General features: G+C 43.8%; 17 protein-coding genes. 11 read left to right on the forward strand and 6 right to left on the reverse strand.

Annotation, left to right across the window (positions count from 1 at the left end; translation table 11 throughout):
* The first annotated feature begins 7 nt into the window (after positions 1 to 7).
* Together Aba26S_RS10470 and Aba26S_RS10475 are read left to right on the forward strand one after the other, a co-directional pair.
* Positions 8 to 1,114 carry an ABC transporter permease gene (locus Aba26S_RS10470; protein ID WP_005240384.1) on the forward strand — a complete coding sequence of 369 codons (1,107 nt, stop codon included), beginning with the start codon at positions 8 to 10 and terminating at the stop codon, positions 1,112 to 1,114.
* 9 nt (positions 1,115 to 1,123) lie between these two features.
* Complete coding sequence (locus tag Aba26S_RS10475; protein ID WP_005240382.1) at positions 1,124 to 2,041, forward strand: ABC transporter permease; 918 nt, start codon at positions 1,124 to 1,126, stop codon at positions 2,039 to 2,041.
* A 418-nt stretch (positions 2,042 to 2,459) separates the two neighbouring features.
* Here the strand turns inward: Aba26S_RS10475 and Aba26S_RS10480 are convergent, their stop codons facing one another.
* From Aba26S_RS10480 to Aba26S_RS10490, 3 genes are read right to left on the reverse strand one after another with little or no spacing between them, the layout of a single operon-like run.
* Entirely contained in the window at positions 2,460 to 3,029 is a 570-nt protein-coding gene (locus Aba26S_RS10480) for a Sua5/YciO/YrdC/YwlC family protein (protein ID WP_005240380.1), read from the reverse strand.
* Positions 3,030 to 3,064: 35 nt separating this feature from the next.
* On the reverse strand, positions 3,065 to 4,192 hold the full coding sequence (dprA, locus tag Aba26S_RS10485; protein ID WP_005240378.1) for a DNA-processing protein DprA: 1,128 nt from the start codon (positions 4,190 to 4,192) through the stop codon (positions 3,065 to 3,067).
* A gap of 10 nt (positions 4,193 to 4,202) precedes the next feature.
* Positions 4,203 to 5,354: a LysM peptidoglycan-binding domain-containing protein gene (locus Aba26S_RS10490; RefSeq protein WP_005240377.1), complete on the reverse strand. Its 1,152-nt coding sequence runs from the start codon at positions 5,352 to 5,354 to the stop codon at positions 4,203 to 4,205.
* Between the two features lie 122 nt (positions 5,355 to 5,476).
* Between Aba26S_RS10490 and def the strand changes: the two genes are divergently transcribed.
* The 4 genes from def to Aba26S_RS10510 all read left to right on the forward strand — a co-directional run bounded on the left by def (position 5,477) and on the right by Aba26S_RS10510 (position 9,903).
* Positions 5,477 to 6,007: a peptide deformylase gene (def, locus tag Aba26S_RS10495; protein ID WP_004656477.1), complete on the forward strand. Its 531-nt coding sequence runs from the start codon at positions 5,477 to 5,479 to the stop codon at positions 6,005 to 6,007.
* 11 nt (positions 6,008 to 6,018) lie between these two features.
* Entirely contained in the window at positions 6,019 to 6,456 is a 438-nt protein-coding gene (locus Aba26S_RS10500; RefSeq protein WP_005240374.1) for a DUF2946 family protein, read from the forward strand.
* Positions 6,457 to 6,528: 72 nt separating this feature from the next.
* Complete coding sequence (locus tag Aba26S_RS10505) at positions 6,529 to 8,649, forward strand: TonB-dependent copper receptor (RefSeq protein ID WP_005240373.1); 2,121 nt, start codon at positions 6,529 to 6,531, stop codon at positions 8,647 to 8,649.
* A 66-nt stretch (positions 8,650 to 8,715) separates the two neighbouring features.
* Positions 8,716 to 9,903, forward strand: coding sequence for a hypothetical protein (locus Aba26S_RS10510; RefSeq protein ID WP_005240372.1), 1,188 nt, complete (start codon positions 8,716 to 8,718; stop codon positions 9,901 to 9,903).
* 47 nt (positions 9,904 to 9,950) lie between these two features.
* Here Aba26S_RS10510 and Aba26S_RS10515 read toward each other — a convergent pair whose 3' ends face one another.
* Together Aba26S_RS10515 and Aba26S_RS10520 are read right to left on the reverse strand one after the other, a co-directional pair.
* Positions 9,951 to 10,712 (reverse strand): hypothetical protein, encoded by a 762-nt coding sequence (locus Aba26S_RS10515; RefSeq protein WP_005240370.1) that lies wholly within the window; start codon positions 10,710 to 10,712, stop codon positions 9,951 to 9,953.
* A 316-nt stretch (positions 10,713 to 11,028) separates the two neighbouring features.
* Positions 11,029 to 14,523 (reverse strand): PAS domain-containing hybrid sensor histidine kinase/response regulator, encoded by a 3,495-nt coding sequence (locus tag Aba26S_RS10520; protein WP_005240368.1) that lies wholly within the window; start codon positions 14,521 to 14,523, stop codon positions 11,029 to 11,031.
* Positions 14,524 to 14,707: 184 nt separating this feature from the next.
* On the opposite strand from Aba26S_RS10520, the gene Aba26S_RS10525 reads away from it, so the two are divergent.
* Together Aba26S_RS10525 and Aba26S_RS10530 are read left to right on the forward strand one after the other, a co-directional pair.
* Positions 14,708 to 15,040, forward strand: coding sequence for a DUF485 domain-containing protein (locus Aba26S_RS10525; protein WP_005240366.1), 333 nt, complete (start codon positions 14,708 to 14,710; stop codon positions 15,038 to 15,040).
* A 1-nt stretch (position 15,041) separates the two neighbouring features.
* Complete coding sequence (locus tag Aba26S_RS10530) at positions 15,042 to 16,757, forward strand: cation acetate symporter (protein WP_010589811.1); 1,716 nt, start codon at positions 15,042 to 15,044, stop codon at positions 16,755 to 16,757.
* A gap of 53 nt (positions 16,758 to 16,810) precedes the next feature.
* Here the strand turns inward: Aba26S_RS10530 and Aba26S_RS10535 are convergent, their stop codons facing one another.
* Positions 16,811 to 18,019: an oxygenase MpaB family protein gene (locus tag Aba26S_RS10535; protein WP_005240362.1), complete on the reverse strand. Its 1,209-nt coding sequence runs from the start codon at positions 18,017 to 18,019 to the stop codon at positions 16,811 to 16,813.
* Between the two features lie 85 nt (positions 18,020 to 18,104).
* Between Aba26S_RS10535 and Aba26S_RS10540 the strand changes: the two genes are divergently transcribed.
* The 3 genes from Aba26S_RS10540 (at position 18,105) to Aba26S_RS10550 (ending at position 21,571) form a co-directional block, all read left to right on the forward strand.
* Entirely contained in the window at positions 18,105 to 18,701 is a 597-nt protein-coding gene (locus Aba26S_RS10540) for a TetR/AcrR family transcriptional regulator (protein ID WP_005240360.1), read from the forward strand.
* Positions 18,702 to 18,746: 45 nt separating this feature from the next.
* Positions 18,747 to 19,442 (forward strand): ion channel, encoded by a 696-nt coding sequence (locus Aba26S_RS10545; protein WP_005240358.1) that lies wholly within the window; start codon positions 18,747 to 18,749, stop codon positions 19,440 to 19,442.
* A gap of 152 nt (positions 19,443 to 19,594) precedes the next feature.
* The gene (locus Aba26S_RS10550; RefSeq protein ID WP_005240355.1) at positions 19,595 to 21,571 is read left to right on the forward strand and encodes a choline BCCT transporter BetT; all 1,977 of its coding nucleotides are present in this window, start codon (positions 19,595 to 19,597) and stop codon (positions 21,569 to 21,571) included.
* Positions 21,572 to 21,905 lie beyond the last annotated feature (334 nt).

Below are 21,905 nucleotides of genomic sequence, written 5' to 3' on the forward strand. Positions count from 1 at the left end.
GTTACATATGCATTTACTCGAACCGCGTGATCATCCATCGATTTTAATGAAGTGGCTTTCTCCCTTAATTGCTTTGGTGGCAACATTCTCTATTGGTGGCCTATTATTTATGATTTTAGGCAAAAATCCGCTTGAAGCATTTCTGGTGTTCTTTATTGAACCCTTATCCAGTTGGTATGGCTGGAGTGAGTTGATTATTAAAGCCAGCCCCTTAATTTTAATTGCATTAGGCCTATCTGTTGGATTTAAAGCCCGTATTTTTAATATCGGTGCTGAAGGCCAGCTTATTATGGGGGCAATTTTTGGCGGTGGTTTAGCCATTGCCTGTCAGGGAACCTCCGCATTCTGGGTCTTACCCTCTATGGTGATTGCGGGTGCAATTGGCGGAGCCTTATGGGGAGCTATTCCTGCATTACTAAAAACCCATTTTAATGCGCAAGAAACTCTGACCACATTAATGCTGAATTATATTGCGACATTTATTTTACTGTATTTGATTAACGGGCCGTGGAAAGATCCTGAAGGCATGAATTTTCCACAATCGGTTATGTTCGACGGTGGAACTTTATTTCCTATTTTATTTGAAGGCACACGAATCAATGCTGTGATTGGGGTGACCATTTTTGCAGTGTTGGCATTCTGGCTGTTTAGTAAACGCAGTTTTCTTGCATATCAGCTTGAAGTCGGTGGTCAAGCACCTGATGCTGCACGCTACGCGGGGTTTTCTGCAAAGCAGGCTATCTGGTTTAGTCTTATGATTTCAGGTTTTATGGCAGGTATTGCAGGCATTGGTGAGGTTGCAGGTCCGGTTGGACAACTCAATCCAAATATTTCCCCAGGTTATGGTTATGCCGCAATTATTGTGGCGTATGTGGGACGATTAAACCCGATCGGGATTGTTTTGTCAGGATTTTTGATGGCCTTGCTCTACATTGGTGGAGAAACCGCACAGCTAAATCTACAGCTTCCTGCGGCAATTACAGGATTATTTCAGGGAATGTTGTTGTTTTTCTTATTGGCTGCGGATGCTTTCATCGAAAATCGCTATCGGTTTGGCAGGTCTGAAACAATGAAAAAGCATACATCTTCGATTGCATCCATTGAAACAGCTTAGGAGTTAGACATGATTGATTTAGTTCCAATTTTGGCGGGTACTCTAGCCGCAGGCACACCCCTGATTTTTGCAGGAATGGGTGAGTTGGTTGCAGAGCGAACAGGGGTGATTAATCTGGGTGTTGAAGGCATGATGTTGATTGGTGCCATTGCGGGTTTTGCTTTTTGTGCAAGCACAGGTCTAGGGCCTGCGGCAGGACTTTTGGCAGGGGCCATTGCAGGTGCGAGTGCTGCACTCATTTTTGCAATTTTGGCCCTTTCGCTCGCAGCTAATCAGGCTGCATGTGGGCTTGCATTAACCATTTTCGGTGTAGGGTTATCCGCTTTCGTGGGGCAACATTTTGTCAGTAACAGTTTGGAGGGGCTAAAGGCACTGGATATTCCCGTCCTGTCGGAGATCCCTTTTATTGGGCCGATTTTATTTCACCAAAATTATATGGTGTATTTATCGATTTTATCTTTTTTTGTCATTTGGTGGATTTTGGCAAAAACCAAGCTGGGTTTATTGCTTAAAGCGGTGGGCGAGTCACCAGAGTCAGGACATGCCATGGGTTATCCAGTACTGTTGATTCGTTATGGTGCCGTGTTGTTCGGTGGAGCAATGGCTGGAATAGGTGGGGCATTTTTATCAACGGTATATACGCCATTATGGGTTGAAAATATGGTAGCAGGCCGTGGTTGGATTGCCATTGCACTAGTGGTATTTGCGGTCTGGAAACCTGCACGATTGATAGTCGGTGCTTATTTATTTGGTGGTGTCACCATTTTACAATTCCATGCGCAAGCGTTGGGTCTGGATCTGCCTGTCGAATTACTGGCTGCGTTGCCGTATGTGGTTACGATTTTAGTTCTGGTCCTGATTTCACGTGATAAAAAACTATTGCAAATGAACTTACCTGCATCATTGGGGAAATCCTTTATTCCTTAATATTTTTATGATGATCAATAGATGAATCAGCTTGGATCATCTATTTATTATCAGATTTTAAGCATCTAAAATTAAAATTAAAATTTTTTTGCCGTGTCTTCTATATGATTTGCAAATATATTTTTAACAACTCTTGAATTTATGATCAAAAAAAGTTGAATAAAAATATCAATATAATTTTATTGAAAATGTAGGAGTGACAAAAATTGTACGCTTTTCACACTTTTTGTTAGATAAATAATATATTTGTATAAATGTGATTATTCCCTCATAATAGCAAACATAGCAAGATGATTCATTGGATAATGAATACGTTGCTCACCAAATTGATGAACCCTCTGGATGTGCTTATACACATCCTTTTTATGCTCAGTTATCCCTATATAACTGAGCTTTTTTTTGTCCGCTATTCACCTAATTAAGCACGAATCACTTCACCGGTTAAAGCATTTAAAATGCGACTTGGTTCGCTACTCAACCCTAAATCTCCTTGAAGGTAATTTAAGTTGTTGCCAAAATAAACCTGTGCACTGTCTAAGCTCTGCGCAGGTGCAAGACCTGTCGGGTTGGCACTGGTCGAAACAATAAAGCCACCAAATTGCTGGCAGAGGTTTATGCAGAGAGGATGTGTGGTGACCCGAACTGCAACTAGCGGATGCTGTCCTTTAATCCACGTCGGAATAGACGCATTTGCAGGCAATAGCCATGTCGTCGCACGTTCAGTTGGCTGACGATCAGACCAGCTGGCGATCACTTGCTGGCGGATGTCTGTATTTAAGTCCTGCAATAAATGTTCTACTTGCTGTATATGTCCCGCCAATAAAATCACCCCTTTTTCAACGGGACGATGCTTCAGTTCCAAAATGTCCTGAAATGCCTGCTCATTGAAGGGGTCACAGCCTAGGCCCCAGACTGCTTCGGTCGGATAAGCCAGAACCTGCCCTTGTTTTAATAGATGTGCTGCTTCAGCAATAGAGGAAGTAATCATAGGATAACTAAAACAAATGGGAGAATATGACTAGTTTAATGCATTGGGCGGCAACGTAAATAGCGGCCTGCTTGTTGCAGGCATAAACCGAGTAATTCCAGCTCCATCAATTGAGCGGTGAGTGCTGCAGTCGTGATTGGATGGCGCTGTGCCAGTTGATCTATATCTTGTCCGACCCAGTCTAGACTTTGATACAACGCAATCAAATGGGTTGGCAGGCTAGGTGGAGAGTTGATGGCTTCCACGGTTTGTTGTTGCGTTTGCCATTGCGTTGGCAAGGCTAAATCTTCAATGATTTGCTCGGGATGGTCGACCAGAATCGCACCTTCCCGAATCAGTTGATGACAACCTTGATGATGCTCACTGTAAATATGTCCAGGAATCGCAAAGACCATTTTGCCTTGATTGGCTGCTTCATTCGCTGTGATGAGAGAGCCGCTTTTCAGTGCAGCTTCGACCACCAATACCCCCAGACTCAAACCACTGACAATTCGATTACGTCTTGGGAAATGCTGTTGCAATGGCAGGGTGGAGGGTAAAAACTCAGTGATGACAGCACCTGATTGGGTAATTTGTTGTGCCAATTGCTTGTGCTGAGCAGGGTAAACGCTATCTAAACCAGTGCCCGTCACGGCAATGGTACGTTGATGAGCTAAAGCTCCTTGATGCGCGGCTTGATCAATACCCTGCGCCAAACCACTGCTGATATAGAAGCCTTTTTCACTGAGATAATAGGCAAAATCATAAGCAACTTGTCGTCCATGAGGACTCGGTTTACGACTACCGACCATGGCAATTTGCGGTTGTAATAAGGCTTGTGCCTGACCTTGTCCAAATAAAATCGGGGGGCGGTCTGCATAAGGCTGTAATTGGGTCGGATAGCCCAGATCTTCAGGAGTCAGGATAAAATCACTATGTTTACACACCTGATCAAGCAACTGTTTAAATTGTTGTTGACCCTGAGGACTTTGAAATTCCGCCAAACGTTTTAAGTGATTGGCGTGTAAGCCCAGTTGTGACCATTCAGAGAAACGGTGTGGCTGTGTGGCTTGTTCACAATTACCAAAATGTTGTTGAAGCTTGGCAAAACTGGAGAGTGAATGTTGAACCAAATACCACACCAGCACAGTGTGATAGTGATGTGGTGATAGTTGATTCAACATCGGCAATTACTCAGTCATCGAGGCGGGGTGGCTTAATATTTGAGCCAATCTTGATTGGCAGTTCACTTTCAAGCACGTAGGCATAGCTGATCCGATCAAAGCTCTTAAAGACCATGATGCTTCCCAGATATTGACCTGGTAGTTTAACTTTTTCTTTGGTTTTTGGGTCTCTGATCATTTCACCATCTTGGTAGACACTGAGCACCTGACCGATTTCAACGCCGTCTGCGGTGCCACGATCAATCGTTACAACGCCATTTTTGGCCGCTGTACCAATTGAACCCATCACCCGAATGATTTTGCCGCCGTCTTTGATCTGCTGAGCATCAACGGGATAGAATAAAGTCGGTAACATGGCATCTTGTTCGGCCATTACCCGATCGCCACGCCGCACTTCGCCGTTATAACTTTCCGTGAGTTCAAGCGTGGTGATGTCATTTTCATTGCGAATGGTAACGCCTGAAGCGACTTGGGTCAGTTCAACACCAAGGACCTGCTTTTTACCATTTGGATCTAAGACCACATAAGGTTCACCTTCACGGAAGACCCCATAGCGTTGGCCATTTTCCAGACCTTTGCCTCGGACATAAACACTCTGACCTTTACCAGCGATGACACGGTTATCTGCTGTGCCCAGGATATAAGGAGTGTTGGCAATGGCATCCGCTGGCAGAACTGAAGTACGTTCCAGCCATTGTTGAATATCGGCCAGAGGAATCACTGGAACGCTGTTGTTCAATGCTTCGACACGCACTTGTGGGCGTAATGTTGAGGTATTCCCCGTATAACGACGGATAATTCCGTCACAACCGTCGCCTTCATCTTTACCAACTAAGGGTTTACCGTTCAAGCTGCACAGCAGCAAGCGATCGCCTGGATAAATCCAGTGCGGATTTTTGACATGTTTGTTGCTTGCCCAGATTTCTGGCCAGCGCCATGGCTTGCTTAAAAACTTCCCTGAGATATCCCAAAGTGTATCGCCTTTTTTCACCACATAAACGTGTGGGGCACCGACTTTAACTGAGGGTGGGCTGACATTTGGGCTGGCTGCATGGGCAAAATTTACTCCCATCCCCAGTCCTGCACAAATCGCAGCAGCAATCAGTTGTTTTTTTAACCCCAAGGCATGAAATGAGTGTATGCCGTTTAAAACCTTTTTCATTATCATAATTCCTAAAAATTATGTGTGTAGTTGCGCTATAATAACGACTTTACACACAATTTTTTGATCAAGCATTCCCTTCAGTTGGTTTTTTGATCAATGGCATAAGTGAGGACGACAGTATGGCCTTATTACCTATTCTAAGTTTTCCTGATCCCCGCCTTCGTACCATTGCCAAGCCAGTCGAAGAAGTCACTGATGATATTCGTCAGCTTGCAGCAGATATGTTTGAAACCATGTACGAGGCACCGGGTATCGGTTTAGCGGCAACTCAGGTTGATCATCATATTCAGCTTATTGTTATGGACATCTCTGAAGAGAAAAACCAACCGATGGTGTTCATTAACCCCAAAGTCATTCCACTGACCGAAGATACGCAGCCGTATGAAGAAGGCTGTCTCTCTGTGCCTCAAATATACGACAAAGTTGAGCGTCCGTCACGCGTAAAAATCGAGGCAATTAACCTTGAAGGTCAAGCATTTGAGTTAGAAGCTGACGAACTTCTCGCTGTTTGTATCCAACATGAAATGGATCACTTAAATGGCAAACTTTTTGTTGACTATTTATCACCATTGAAGCGTCAGCGCGCACGTGAAAAAGTGGAAAAGGTGGTTCGCCAGCGCGAAAAAGAAAAAGTTAGCGTCAAGCGATAATTTTTTTAAAGATGTTGTCTCTGTTTCGTTGTGGCTTGCTGCTTGCCTTAACCGCGGTCTGTTTACAGATTGCGGTTTTCTTGCAGCCGTTACTTCCGAAGCAGTATCAAATCGCGCCAGTCTGTGAAACCATTACTCAGGCCTTACTCTTACCTAAATTACAAGCTTCGCAGAGCCATTCGGCCCATGCATCTCAGCATCATGTAGCTCAGCTTGAACAGGCTCAAGTGTCGAGGCCGCAACACGATCATCACGATCCCAATCACCAATGTCAGTACTGTACGGTGTATGCCAATTTGGTATTGCCGCCTGAATTTGGGGTGAAAGAAGTTCTGGTCCGCATCCAAATCCGTCTAGTTGCCTATCAACAAGCGTTTAAGCATATTTATTTTGCGCTACAACGTTTGTTTTTATTGCCTCAAGGGCGAGCACCACCACTCTTTGCATAATTAAGACTTTATTTTCGTTAGGGTTTTTATAGCCCTAGCCACGTTTTATTTATGTTTTAAGAGAGACCGATCATGGCTCAACCTAAATTTTTACTACAACCGCTTACGGTTGCGATCTTGGCTGCCTCAAATACAGTGATGGCTTGGGCAAATCCTGTTGAGCAAGCAGATACTCATCATGCGCACACCTCACTTGCACCGATTGTGATAACAGCACAACAACCGAATCAGAATAATGGTCTGGTGGTGCAAGCCGATCCAAAGCAACCGATTCAACCGATCCCTGCGACAGATGGGGCGGATTATCTACAAAGCATTATGGGGTTTAATTCGATACAAAGTGGTGGTACCAATGGGGATGTAACTTTCCGTGGTATGTTTGGTTCCCGCATCAAGATTTTGACTGATGGTAGCGAGAACCTCGGTGCATGTCCTGCTCGTATGGATGCACCAACCTCTTATATTTCCCCTGAAAGTTATGATCGAATCTCAGTGATTAAAGGGCCGCAAACTGTTCAATATGCCAATACCGGCTCAGCAGCGACGGTGATTTTTGAACGTGAACCTGAAAAGCTTACGCAAGAAAAACCATATCGTGGGCAGGCGAGTGTATTGTGGGGTTCGTTTGGACGTTTAGATCAGAATGTTGAAGCAGCAGTTGGTGATGAGAAAAAATATATCCGCTTAAATGCCAACCGTTCTGAATCGAATAGTTATCAAGATGGTGATGGTAAAACCATTCCATCTTCATGGGAACGCTGGAATGCCGATGTCGCTTTAGGCTGGATGCCAGATGAGAATACCTGGCTGGAATTGACGGGTGGCAAGGCTGATGGTGAAGCGGAATATGCTGGTCGTGGTATGGACGGTGCACAATTTGCGCGTGAAAGCTTAGGTTTACGGTTTGAAAAGAAAAATGTCACCGATGTGATCAAGAAAATTGAAGCTCAGGTGAACTATAGCTATAACGACCATATTATGGATAACTATAGTTTGCGTACACCGCCTTTGGTTGAAATGAGCCATGATGGCATGACCATGCTGATGCCAAACCCGATGGCCATGCAAGTGACACGCCGTACCTTGAACTCGCGTTTGGCCATGACCTCGGAATGGAATCAATGGAGTTTAATTACTGGAGTTGATTCTCAGTTCAATAAACATGGTGGCAGTATGTCATCGCCGACCATGCCATCGATGAATGTACCCTTCCGTCAGGATATGCGCTTCCAGTCTTATGGTGCTTTCGGTGAGTTGACTTATCAATTGAACCCGCAGAATAAGATTGTGACAGGTGCTCGCGTAGACCAAGTCACTGTTGATGATGAGCGTGTTGATTCGAAAACCAAAGGATTCAATACCCAGCTTGAAAAAACTCTACCAAGTGCATTTGTGCGTTTGGAAAATCAGAATGTTGAACATGGCTTAAATAGTTATGTTGGCGTAGGTTATGTCGAACGTATGCCTGATTATTGGGAGTTGTTCAGTCCTGAACATGGCAATGCAGGTTCGACAAATACTTTTAATGGTGTGCGTCCAGAGAAAACCTTGCAGTTAGATTTTGGTTTTACCCAGCAACAGGGCGCTTTTACGTCTTGGGTGTCGGCGTATGCAGGGTTGATTGATGATTATATTCTGATGAATTATCACGATCATAGCCATTTGCATGGTGGTGGACATGGCGGGCATGGCAGCAGTGAGATTACTGCAAGTGCCAAGAATGTGGATGCCACGATTGCAGGTGCCGAGGCTGGAATTGGCTATCAGTTTACTGATCATATCCAAGCGGATCTAAGTGCCATGTATGCGTGGGGTAAAAATACCACGGACAATACACCTTTACCACAAATTGCACCATTAGAAGGACGTTTGAACCTACGTTATGTCGCAGATAAATATACACTGGGCATGTTGTGGCGTGTGGTAGATCAGCAAAACCGTGTCAGTTTGCATCAAGGGAACATTGTGGGTTATGACCTCAAGCCAAGTGCTGGTTTCTCAACGATTTCGTTAAATGGTAGTTATAGTCTGAGTAAAGATATCGACCTTTCAGTCGGTGTCGATAATGTGTTGGATAAAACTTATACAGAGCATCTCAATAAAGCCGGTAGTTCAGGCTTTGGTTTTGCCAGTGAAGAGCAGTTCAATAATACTGGACGCAATTATTGGATGCGTATGAGCATGAAGTTCTAAGCTCGGTTAGAATCAATCAGCTCAATGACCTGCATTGGGCTGATTGAGATTTGAATCGAGGCCGGCATGCATTATCTTCAGGATCCAAAAACAATTATTCAAGAATTACAACAACAGGGGTATGCCCGCATTGTAGTTGAAGCCTGGACTGATGAAGTTCGGGACAGTATCGATCAGATGTTGCGGCAGGCAGGATTCAGGCACTACCATGTGCATAAAATTAAGCATGAGCAGAACAGTTATGTGCTTGTTCTGACAAATTTAACTCATGATCTGCCTTATGCTTTGGAAAAGGTTTATCCAGCCAGATCGTCTTTTTTACGGATTTTACCGCTAATTCTGGCTGCGAGCTTGATGGCATTTACCGTGCTGCTGAGTAGTTATGCCAAAGATCTAATGTCCTTTGTCGTGGTTCTCGTGATTCCGGCAATACTCGGTTCATTATTCGAATACTTTATGATTCGAAAACAGCCCAATCCCATTTTTCTCTCCAGACTGTTTAAAATTCAGCCGCTTGTTTTTGTGATCGTGATTGTATTCTGTGTGATCGTGTTGAGAGAAGGCATTATCTGTCTAATCATGCTCTTACCCATTCTGTTGATGGGGTTGCTGCTGGGTGCGGGCTTGATGCGATTGATTTGTCATTATCTATGGAAACCTAGTGCAAAAATCTATTCTTTTGCACTGCTGCCTCTGATTTTATGGTTGTTGTTGCCTGATTTTAGCCGTACTGAATATGGACAAACCCAGCGCTCGGTCGTGATTCATGCGCCAGCACAGCAAGTATTTCAGGCTATTAACCAAATTGGTAAGATTCAGCCTGAAGAAGTCAAACACAGTTTTATTTTTAGCATGGGCTTTCCCAAACCTATTTTTGGTATGACCGAGCAGCATGAAGGCGAGTTGATACGCACCATCCAGTGGGAACGTGGTATCAAGTTTGAAGAAAAGGTGACCGCATCACATGCGCCGTATTTATTGTCATGGAAATACCAGTTTGCTCCAGATTCTTTTCCGAAGGGATCACTGGATGACCACCTGGAAATGGGCGGTAAGTATTTCGATTTGCTGAAAACAGATTATCAGTTGCAACAAATCGATGCGCACACCACCAAGTTGATTCTGAGCATTGATTATCGTTTATCCACTGAATATAACTGGTATAGCCGTTTATGGGTCAATTATGTTTTAAACGAGTTTAGTGATGTGGTGATGCAGATCCATAAACAGCGTTTAGAAAAAGATCGTTCTTGAATGAAAAGCCAAAGCGAAGCCACAATCTTGATTGTGGCCTCGGTCGGTTAGGCCAGACAATCCTGTTTTGGCATTAAGCTATCGCAATACAAGGGATTCAATGCGCATTGCAAATCATCAATCTGCTCTTGAGTCACATAACCTTTGGCTTTGAGATATTCAGCCACACGATCATCACGCAAACTTAAAAATGCAGCATCATATACACCCAAATCAACAAATAAAGCGGCGGTTTCCAAACTGTTAAAGTGATCCAGAAACACGTCATTTTCATACATCAAGAAAATATGGGTAAGCGGGGCATTGGTATCAACTTTTAAGCGTTGAGCCAATTGATCGGGACGTGTTTTGATAAATAGTAAGTCAGAAAGTTCATCAAAATGGGTTTTATCGAGCTGGTTTTCGCCGCCTTTGACATGGCCTAACCAGGCTTTGAATACCAGTACCGCACCACCACGCAATAACATACTCCAGATTTGATAGCGGGTCTCATGGTCAAGATGAGCAGATTCATTTTCCAGCGCTTCCAAGAATTTTTGTTCTTGTTGTGCCAGTTTTTCAAATAAGCCCAAGCCTTGTGGATGATAAGCCGCAGGTGCAAACACATCAAAATTGAGTTGATCAAATACATTGAGTGCCAGTGGAACAGCGGCTTGATAAAGCGTATTCAGTGCACGTAAATGGGTATCCTCCAGTTTGCTATGCACAAAAATCGTTTGCCAATCCAGTTCAGGTAATAATGCATTGGCACTATATTGGCGATACAGCTGTTGTGAACTGTGGTCAGTTGATGAGTGATTACTATTCATGATCAATGTCCTTTTTGACAATGTTTCTGATGAGAACCCAATAAACCTTCATTGGGCTTTCAATCTCGTTGATCAATTTATGCGGGATCAAGAAAGCAAGTAGAATACGACTAAAGTTGTAGATAGGATTTTTATGCTAAAATTTATAAATAAAAACATTATCTTATGTAATTGTAAGTAAGTGTACAAACGTTCACTAATGTAAGTGAACGTTTTTGCCATAGCCAATCATGATTTGAGCACTTTGGTCAATTTATCGTTGCACTAAGCGCTGCTTTTTGATGGTTTCTGCCTATGTTGCAAAATATTTGGTCATTTATTGCATTGGCATGATTTTTAAACCTGATAACCAAGCTCTTAAACCCGCAGGTTTTAATGGCTTTTTCAACAATACAATATTCTGCTGCTTTAAATATTGTGGTAACTCAGGATCAGAATCTGCAGTAATCAGGGCCACTGGAATATGTGCAGGACGATATTGTTCAATGAAATCTAGACCACGTTGATCATGGTTTAAATGTTGGTCGATGAGCCAAACCTGAATATCTTCCTGTTCAATCAATTGCAATGCTTGCTCAGGTTCAGTGGCCGTAAAAATCTGATACCCCCATTTACTTAGCAAGGTGCGCATGCCTGCTAAAATGGTTTCATCATTATCCAAACACAACACTTTGTAGGCGGTGTGCTGTAGTGCGGTCACTTGTGGCGTGTTCATCTTAATTTTCGGTGCATCGACCAACGGCACTTCGATCATGAAGCATGAGCCTTTGCCCAGTTGCGAATACACATATACCGGAAAATCAAGCAGGCTGGTCATGCGTTGCACGATCGCCAGCCCGAGACCAAGACCTTGTTCACCCCAAGGTGAGGTGTGCCCACAACGTTCAAACTCTTGGAATAGTTTCAGGCGTTGTTGTTCATTAATCCCAGGGCCAGTATCCCAGACCCCAATCCGAATATGCTTCGGGCGATGTGCGGAGCGTAATACCCCGACCACCACACGGCCTTGTGCGGTATAACGCAAGGCATTGCTGACAAAGTTCTGAATAATGCGTCGCATCCATTGTGGATCCGTATCTACCCAGAACTGGGTATCATGTACAGACAGTTGAATATTGCGTTGCGCCGCAATCGATTTAAATTGCAGCTCAAGGTCATTTAACAGGTCATGCAGAGAATAGGCTTGACGTTTAGCTTGAATGGTACCGCCTTCCAAACGGGCAATATCCAGTAGTGCAGAGAGCATACTTTCCGCGCCATACAGGGCACGATCCAGCTGTTGCAAGGTTTGTTGATCTTCCGTTGAATGTACGCTTTGTTCTAGCGCGGTACTAAACAAACGTGCTGCATGCATCGGCTGTAATAAGTCATGGCTGGCGGCTGCCAAAAAGCGGCTTTTGGATTGATTGGCTTTATCGGCTTGTTCCAGCGCCAATTGCTGTTCAGTCAGGGCATTGGCTAGCTGTTGAGTTCGATCACTGACACGCTCTTCCAAGATGGCTTCATTTTCGCGGAAGGCGGTAATATCCGCGAATGTTGTGACAAAACCACCGCCTTCAATTGGATTGCCGCGCATTTGAATGACCAAACCATCTTTACGGATGCGCTCAAATTCATGTGCACTGCCGACTTTCATCCAGTGCAGCCGTTTACGGACGTGTTCTTCCACAGGGCCGGGACCACATTCACCACGCTCCGCGTTATAACGAATCAAATCAGCGATTGGACAGCCGACATAGACCAGATCCTTAGGATAATCAAACAGTTTAAGATATTGATTATTCCATGCCACCAGACACATGTTTTTATCTACCACGCTGACACCCTGGGTCATATGATCAATCATGGTCATGAGTAAGTTTTGGTTGAAACGTTGCCACTGCGAGGCCTGATCCAGAATATTGGCGACTTGCCCAAGGGCTAGGCCATTGTTAATCATGGCGGTGGTCAGCAAGGTACGGGCAGAGGCTGCCCCAATAATACCTGCCAGATACTGCTCGGTGAAACGCCACCACATGCCATTGGCTACGTGATTCTCATTTAAAACTACATGGTTTTGTTCACAGAACTGCTGGAAGGCTTGCAGGGTAGGCTTATCCCCTGTAACCCGTTTGGCCAGAGCCAGTAGATCACCGACTTTGAGGCGTGCAGCATTCAAATGCAGGTCGGTCAGGTCAGTATTCGATTGTGCAGATGGCAACGGTTTGCTTTCATAATAGAAAAAGCTTTCTGCCTGAATTTGTTCCGCCACACTTGGACGATAGAGGCGAGATACCCAGATATACAGCACCACGTTGAGACCCAATGACCACAATACGCCGTGGGTGAGGGGCGCAAAAGATTCAAATCCGAGGAGTGCTTCAGGACGTAAGCCATTAATGTCAAAAGGGCCAAACAATAACAGATGTTGTGCAAAGTCTTGATAATGATCAGGCAAACTACGCAATACCGTTGGGAAGAGCAGTGTATAGCTCCACATGGCAAAGCCCATGAGTAAGCCGACATAGACCCCTTGACGACTGGCACCGCGCCAGTAGAGTCCACCAATCAGTGCAGGAGAAAATTGTGCCACTGCACTAAAGGCCAATAAACCAAAAACAGAAAGCTGGTTAATGTCATTAAAGAAGTGGAAGAATAAAAAACCCAGCAACATCACACTGATGATGCTAATCCGACGGGTCAGTTTCAGCACACGCGGCAAATGTTGATCATGGCGGGAAATGATTTTAAAGCGCCATAATGCAGGCATGATCAGGTCATTACTCAGCATGATCGACAGTGCTACTGAGGCCACCAACAGCATCCCTGTTGAAGCTGAAAAGCCGCCTAAGAATGCCAATAAGGCCAACCATTCTTGTTGATAGCTTAAAGGCAGGGCCAATACCGCTATATCTGGCGTACCCAGTGATTCTGGTAAGGAGTGTAATGCCCAACTGGCAATCGGGATAATTGCAATCACAGTCAGAATGAGATAAGCCGCGAACCAGCGTCGTGCGCCGCGGATATGTTTTTCATCACGTAATTCGACCACGGCCACGTGAAACTGGCGCGGCAGGCAAATCATGGCTAAGCCCGCCAACAAGGTCTGCACCCAAAAGGTTTCAGGAACGCCCAATTGTTGCAGGTCATGGAAATGCTGGTGAACATCGCTGCTGACCTGTTTGATATTGTCAGGCGATTGCAATAAGAAGAAAGCCGCTACACAGAGTAGAGCAAACAGTTTGACAAAGGACTCAAATGCAACGGCTAACATCAAGCCGCCGTGTTGTTCGGTATGCGCAATATGACGGGTACCAAAAATCATCGCCAAAATTGCCAGTACGGCTGTCAATACCAACACACTATTGGTGGTGGTGTGAATATGGGCATTTTGCTCCAGAATCACTGACGCACTCAAGGCAATGGCACGCAGTTGCAACGCCAGATAGGGCACAATTGCAATCACGGCCAGAATGGTCACTAACGCAGCTAAACTACCGCTCTTGCCGTAACGAGCGGCAACAAAATCGGCAATCGACGAAATGGCATGGTGCTGACGAATCCGGCCTAAGCGCTTCCAGATATCATAACCAAACCAGATAAACAGTAATGGACCCAGATAAATGGGGAGGAAAATCACACCTTGGCGAACGGCTGCGCCTGTCGCACCGTAAAAGGTCCATGAAGAGCAATAGACACCCAAGGTTAAACTGAACAGCAGCATCCGACCGCGCATACCTAAACGGCTGGCGTGTTTTTCACCAAAAAAAGCACAGCCGAATAACAGCACAATATACAGGGCCAATACCCCAAGAATAAGCCAACTGTTCATATTGCTCACGTGATCAAATTCCATTTTTTATCATACCCGAAGCACAGGCAGAGCAAGGAGTAGAGATTTGCATTTAGAGACCAAAGTCTAAGTTACGAGTCAAGCATAATCTTGTTAATTTGAATAATGAAAAATCCCATGCGGAAAAGGGTCCACGGTTGGGCACAAAAATAAGGAGTTGATTATGGATGATTCACAGGTAGATCGCATTCTACATAATCCAAAGTTTCAAGAGATGGTCAGCAAAAAGCGCACATTAAGTTGGACATTAACAGCAATCATGCTGTTTATCTACGTTGGATTTATGCTTTTGGTTGGTTACAACAAAGAATTTTTAGCGAGTTCATTTAGCGGTGGCGTAACTACTTGGGGAATTCCTCTTGGGTTAGGCATTATCGTATTGTCATTTGTCTTATGTGGTGTGTATTCCTACATTGCCAATAATACGCTCGACCAACTGAATGAAGAGGCGCTCAAGGAAGTTGAGGCCATTGCACATGAAAAAGGGATGCACTGAGATGAAAGGGACATCATTTAAAGCGATATTGTTTACGCTGCTCAGCTTTTGTTGTAGCAGTGTCGCATTTGCGGGCCCAGATTTGGGTGCGGCTGAACAGCAGGCAACCAACTGGCATGCGATCATTATGTTTATGATCTTTGTTGGTTTTACCTTGTTCATCACCAAGTGGGCAGCAAAACAGACGCAATCCGCACAAGACTTCTATACCGCAGGTGGCGGAATCAGCGGTTTTCAAAATGGTTTGGCGATTGCAGGTGACTTTATGTCAGCGGCATCGTTCCTCGGTATTTCGGCACTCGTATTCAGTTCTGGTTTTGATGGTCTACTCTATTCACTGGGTTTCATGGTGGGTTGGCCAATCGTTTTATTCTTGGTGGCGGAACGTTTGCGTAACTTGGGTAAATATAACCTGTCCGATGTGGTGTCATTCCGTCTGGAAGAAAAACCCGTCCGTACCTTGGCTGCATTCAGCTCATTGGTGGTGGTTGCGTTCTATCTGATTGCACAGATGGTGGGTGCAGGTCAGTTGATCAAACTACTCTTTGGTTTGAACTACAACATTGCTGTAGTGATCGTCGGTTTGCTGATGATGGCCTATGTCATGTTCGGTGGGATGTTGGCGACGACTTGGGTACAAATTATTAAAGCGGTCATGTTACTCAGTGGTGCAACCTTTATGGCTTTCATGGTCATGAAAGCGGTTGGTTTTAGCTTCACCAATATGTTTAACCAAGCCATTGGTGTTTATAGCCAAGTACATCATATGAGTTGGGATGAAGCCGCAAAAATCATGGGACCGGGTAAACTGGCTGCCAACCCGATTGATGCGCTTTCTCTTGGTCTGGCCTTGATGTTTGGTACGGCTGGCCTACCGCATATCTTGATGCGTTTCTTCACTGTGAAAGATGCGAAAGAAGCACGTAAATCGGTTGTGGTGGCAACAGGCTTTATTGGTTACTTCTATCTTTTGACCTTCATTATCGGTTTTGGTGCGATCCTGTTTGTTGCCAACAATCCACAGTTTCTTGATGTAGCGAAATCAGCATTGACGGGTAAATTGGAGTTGGTGGGGGGGAACAACATGGCTGCGGTTCACTTAAGTGATGCCGTCGGCGGTGACCTGTTCATGGGCTTTATCTCTGCGGTGGCATTCGCAACCATCCTTGCTGTGGTAGCGGGCTTAACCCTTTCAGGTGCATCTGCAATTTCACATGACCTGTATGCCAACGTGTTTAAAAAAGGCAAAACCACGCCACAATCAGAGTTGCGTATGTCAAAAATCGCAACGCTAGGTTTAGCAATTTTTGCCATGATCTTGGGGGTTTTGTTCGAGAAACAAAACGTTGCCTTTATGGTGGGTTTGGCCTTCTCGGTGGCATGTTGTGCAAACTTCCCAGTGTTGGTGTTATCCATGTTCTGGAAAGGTTTAACCACACGTGGTGCAGTGATTGGTGGTGTTGTTGGTCTCGTGGGTGCAGTGAGCCTGATCATTCTGTCGAAAGCGGTTTGGGTAGATACACTGGCGATTTCTGAAACTGCGCCAAACCCATTCAATGGTCCAGCATTATTTGCTATGCCGCTTTCATTCCTTTGCTGCTGGTTCTTCTCGGTTACGGACAAATCAGCACGTGCAGAGAAAGAGCGTAAAGCCTTTGATGCTCAGTTTGTTCGCTCAATGACGGGGATCGGTGCATCTGGTGCTTCAGATCATTAATCACAATCAATTGTAAAATAAAAGCCCTCATTGATTGAGGGCTTTTTTATGGACTATTGATGCATACTGGCCAGTTGCTGCGTCTGATTTCGATAAAGAGACAAGCCGATGCGTTGTAGATGTCGTCCATTTTGCTCAAGCACTCGGTTTAACTTTGGAATAAATTTGGCACTGCTATACAGCGCTAAATTGCGACCAATCAGATAATAGGCAAACCATGAGGCCGATTGTGGGGCTAAACCCAACTTCTGCATTTTTTTGCGACCAATAAAAAACTGGGTAATTTCTAGATGTTGCTTATACGCCAGCTTCTGCTGGAAAGAGCGTAGATAGCGATATTTCCGCTCGAAGGGTTCTTTGGACAGACTGGAACCTAATGAAATACTGCTGGCATCTGATTGGGGGTGTGCAAATTGCATCCAGTACATCATTTTCCAACCCTCTGATTCTTTATTGACTAACCATTTTTCATCCACACCCATTAACCAGCCTACATATTTCCAGAAATGTAAAAAGCTATCAATTTCCTGCTTGTTAGGAAAAACCCCCAAAGCCCGAATACCAATCAGTACCACACCACTAAAAGCAATATTGGTCATCGCCTGATCATACTGGTTGATTGGTAGACCCCAAGTGTCGGCATCCCATTTCTCTGATTTTTGTAGCTGATGACGAACAAGTGAATGAATAAAACGTACAAAAATCGTAGAGGTAAAGCCTTTGCTAAAACGTTCAAACCCGTTTGGTTCGGTGATATCCACCCACCATTTGGTGGTTTCGGCTAAACGGGTTCCTGCCTGTTTTTTTAAAGCGCCTGTCAGAATTAAAGGTTGATTAAAACCAGGGTACAAATAACCTGTCATTAGCGATAAATCTCGCAGAACAAGTCCATTATTGATGCCGAGGCGATAAGTAAATTTAATGGCTTCATCGATTTTGACTTGTTCATACCAATCAGGTTTTTGTTCCACTAACTGGAAGAAGGCGGTCAGTTCAGCAATTTCATGCGGCAATTTATCGAGACCTTCGTATAGCGCCGTTTCAAAGTATTTACGATGCTGTTTGGGATTTTGTAATACCCACAGCAGCAATTGATCCATCGGTGCATCTCCGCTTTGCAGGGCGGTATTGAGCGCGAGGTATTCTTCATAGCTCGGTTGCACCTGCTGATGAGTCATATAACTGAGAATTTTAGTTTTGATATTGGTTTGAATCATGTCTTCAAACGCCGCCAAGCGTTTAGGTCTAACGATGCTTTGCATTGCATACTGCCTGTGATTGTTATTTAATCAAAGCTTAATATGAATATTTATTCGCATTCAATTCGCATTTCAATTGAGGCTGAGGATGAGAAAAAGACCACAGCAACAGCGCGCCAAAATGATTGTTAACAGCATTCTGGAAGGGACACAGAAATGTATTTCTGAGTATGGTGTGCTACAGATCACAACCCCAAAAATTTCTGAAAAATCAGGGGTTAGTGTCGGTTCAATTTATCAGTATTTTGAAAATAAAGAACAGATCATCGCGGAATTGCTGTTGCGTAAAAGTGAACACTTGGGGCAAGCACTCAAGCAACTGGTGATGCTGCAACAACAAACTGCTATTCAGGACATCATCAGATTAAGTATCGCTTTTGGCTTTGAAACGTTGAAATCCGATCAGGGTTTTTTCATCGAGATTCTCAAAAACTGGCATGCCTATAGCGATTCCGAAGCGGCACAGCTACTGGAACAACATTTTCTGGAAATCGGCATGTATTTATTTGGTCGCTATTATCCACACTGGGATTTTGAAACTTTAAAACATAAATCTTTTGTGATAATTAACAGTACTTTATTTACCATGATGCGTTATGCCAGTAAGAATACCTTGTTGATTGAAGAACAACGACTGCAACAAGAACTCTCTAAAATGATTGTTGCCTTTTTAGTTACATTCTGATGCGATTAACACAATGAAAATCATAACAATAGCAAGGAAAACAACATGCAGAGCTTAAAACAATTTTGGGATAGCTTTCGGCTATTGCCATCGGCATGGTTATTACTGGTTCAGCTGGCGTTATTGGTTTTATATATGTTGACTACAGGGCACAGTGAATATCGGGCTTTAACCTGGTCCTTGGGTGTTTTGGCATTATTGATTATTGCCAAAGTGATTCGGCAAAGCCCTGTGTTTACCTTTTGGGGACTGATCTTTGTCAGTGGTGCCTTTCTATTTTCGATTATGATTTTTATGGGTTATGGCAACCCGACCATTCAAATCATTGCCCATAGTTTCGAAGCTTTGGCCTATTTCTATGCGGCCTATGGTCTGTTGCGCTATATGTTTGCGGATCGTTATCTGACCAAAGATGAATTGTTTGCAGCGGGAGCGGTATTTACCTTAATCGCTTGGGCTTTTGCCTTTCTATATAGTATCTGTCAGCTAATTCTGCCTGATAGTTTCCAAAATCCCAATCAGCCACAAGCACTACAAAGTTGGCTTGATCTACTCTTCCTCAGCTTTAGCCTGCAATCGGCAACGGGTCTGTCTGATTTGATGCCACTGAGTCCAGCAGCTCGTGTGCTGGCCATGTTACAAATGTTTGGTGGGGTGATGTATCTGGCTGTGGTGGTCTCTCGTTTGATTGCTTTACAGTATATTGCGCATGTGCCTAAACAGTTGAATGATAAAGATTAGCTTTGTTACAGCATTACAACTGCTTTATTTTTCACATTTTTTATAATTTATACCGAGTTTTGCGAAATTTAAGCTCGCTTTTGTTCACTGTGTGAATGTCTTCTTTGGCCATTATGGCCTGTCCATTATCATTAGAATAACGTGAGGGAATTATGCCTTCCAAGCCATCTTCGCAGTTTGCGAATGTGAATCCAAACGTGTTTTTAAGCACGGTAATAATCATTGCGATTTTTATCGCAATCGTTGTCATCGCACCCAGTTCATTTGAATTTTTGACCCAACAACTGAAGCAATGGATTACGGACTCTTTTAGCTGGTTCTATGTTTTATCTGTTGCGGTATTTCTGATTCTGCTGATTTATATTGCCTGTTCAGCCAGCGGTAAAATCAAATTAGGACCTGATCACAGCCAACCTGAATATAGCAATGGCTCGTGGTTTGCCATGCTGTTTACCGCAGGCATGGGCATCGGTTTGATGTTCTTTGGTGTGGCTGAACCTGTGATGCACTATGTCAGCCCACCGAGTGGTGACCCTGAAAGTGTAGCTGCGGCACAACAAGCCCTGAGGATTACCTTTTTCCATTGGGGTTTACATGCATGGGCGATTTACGCCGTGGTTGGACTGGCTTTGGCCTATTTTGCTTATCGCCATAATCTGCCGTTAAAAACCCGTTCGGCTTTATATCCCATTATTGGTAAGAAAATTTATGGGCCTTGGGGCGATGGTATTGATACCTTCGCTACCATTGGTACCGTTTTTGGTGTAGCAACCTCTCTCGGTTTTGGTGTGACGCAAATCAACTCAGGCCTACATTATCTATTTGGAATCGAGCAAAGTAGCCAAGTCCAAGTCGGTTTAATTGTATTTGTGAGTATTTTGGCATCCATGTCCGTATTTTTGGGCTTAGATAAGGGGGTAAAACGCCTTTCTGAGCTGAATCTGATTCTGGCTTTGGTGCTGCTGGCCTTTGTGTTTATTGCGGGGCCAAGTATCTATTTACTGCAAACCACCATTCAAAACATGGGTTCGTATATGTCGAATCTATTTGGTATGACCTTTAACCTCTATGCCTATCAACCGAATGGCTGGATTGGCGGTTGGACCATTATGTACTGGGCATGGTGGATTTCATGGTCACCATTTGTGGGGATGTTTATTGCGCGTGTGTCACGTGGACGAACCATCCGTGAATTTATTGTGGGGGTATTACTCATCCCGACAGGCTTTACCATCATCTGGATGGGCTTTTTAGGTAATGCTGCTTTATTCAGTATTATGCAAGAACATAATGTAAGTTTGCTTCATGCTGTGCAAACGGATTCATCAGTGGCTTTATTTGAGTTTTTGAATCACTTGCCGTTTTCAGGAGTGATGAGCTTATTGGCGACGGTATTGGTGATGCTCTTTTTCGTCACCTCTGCGGATTCGGGTGCGTTGGTTACCGATTATCTCACCGCTAAAACTGAAAACTCTCCAACATGGCAACGTTTGTTTTGGACGGTGTTGATGGCAGCATTGGCCATTATTCTATTGTTGGTGGGTGGTCTGTCTGCATTGCAATCTTCCATCATTATGAGTGCATTACCTTTTACTTTTATTATGTTGCTGATGAGCTGGGGGCTGTTAAAGGCCTTAAAGCTGGATGTCACCAAGATGAAAGCCATTCAGGAAGCGCGCATTACCCCACGTGCCATCAATAATCCACGTAGTTGGCAGCAACGTCTGGGTCTGATCATGCATTACCCGCATACAGAAACTGAAGTTCAGCACTATATCGAGACACAGGTGCGTAAAGCCTTTGAAAGTATTCAACGTGAATTTAAACGCCGTCACTTGGAAGTGGAGATACGTGAAATCGAAAATGGTCTGCAATTGCATGTCGATCATCATCATGAAATTAACTTCACTTATAAAGTGATCTCCCATGCCACTGTTCCACCAAGTTTTATGTTGGGACGAGCGGAGGAAGATGAGGCCAATTACTTCCAAGCAGAAGTCTTCTTAAGAGAGGGTGGGCAAAACTATGATGTGATGGATTGGACGCAGGAAGATTTAATCCAGGACATTATTGATCAATATGAACGTCATCTATACTTCTTGAATATTGTGAGAGGGAGTACTCCTTAAGAGAAAGTACTTATTGCAATACTGAAAACAACGGTTTTGAGCGATCAAAGCCGTTGTTTTTATTCTGGGTGATGGAATTTTAAACATTCATTGAATAGGAGACAGATTTTTGAATCGAGTGAGGTGTTTAAAATAAAAGCAAAATATAAAAATAAAGCGGTTTTATTGCTGATAATAAAAACATATTTTTAATAAAGTAGTTAAATTTCAAATGGTTAGTGTGTTTAAATTCACTTTTAAGATAATTAATAAATTTTAAATTATATAAATCAGTGAATTAGATGCGTTAAAGTTTAAAAATAAAACAACCGAATAATTTAATTTTTGAAAGTGC

The organism is Acinetobacter sp. NBRC 110496 (assembly GCF_000876115.1).
Lineage (GTDB): Bacteria > Pseudomonadota > Gammaproteobacteria > Pseudomonadales > Moraxellaceae > Acinetobacter.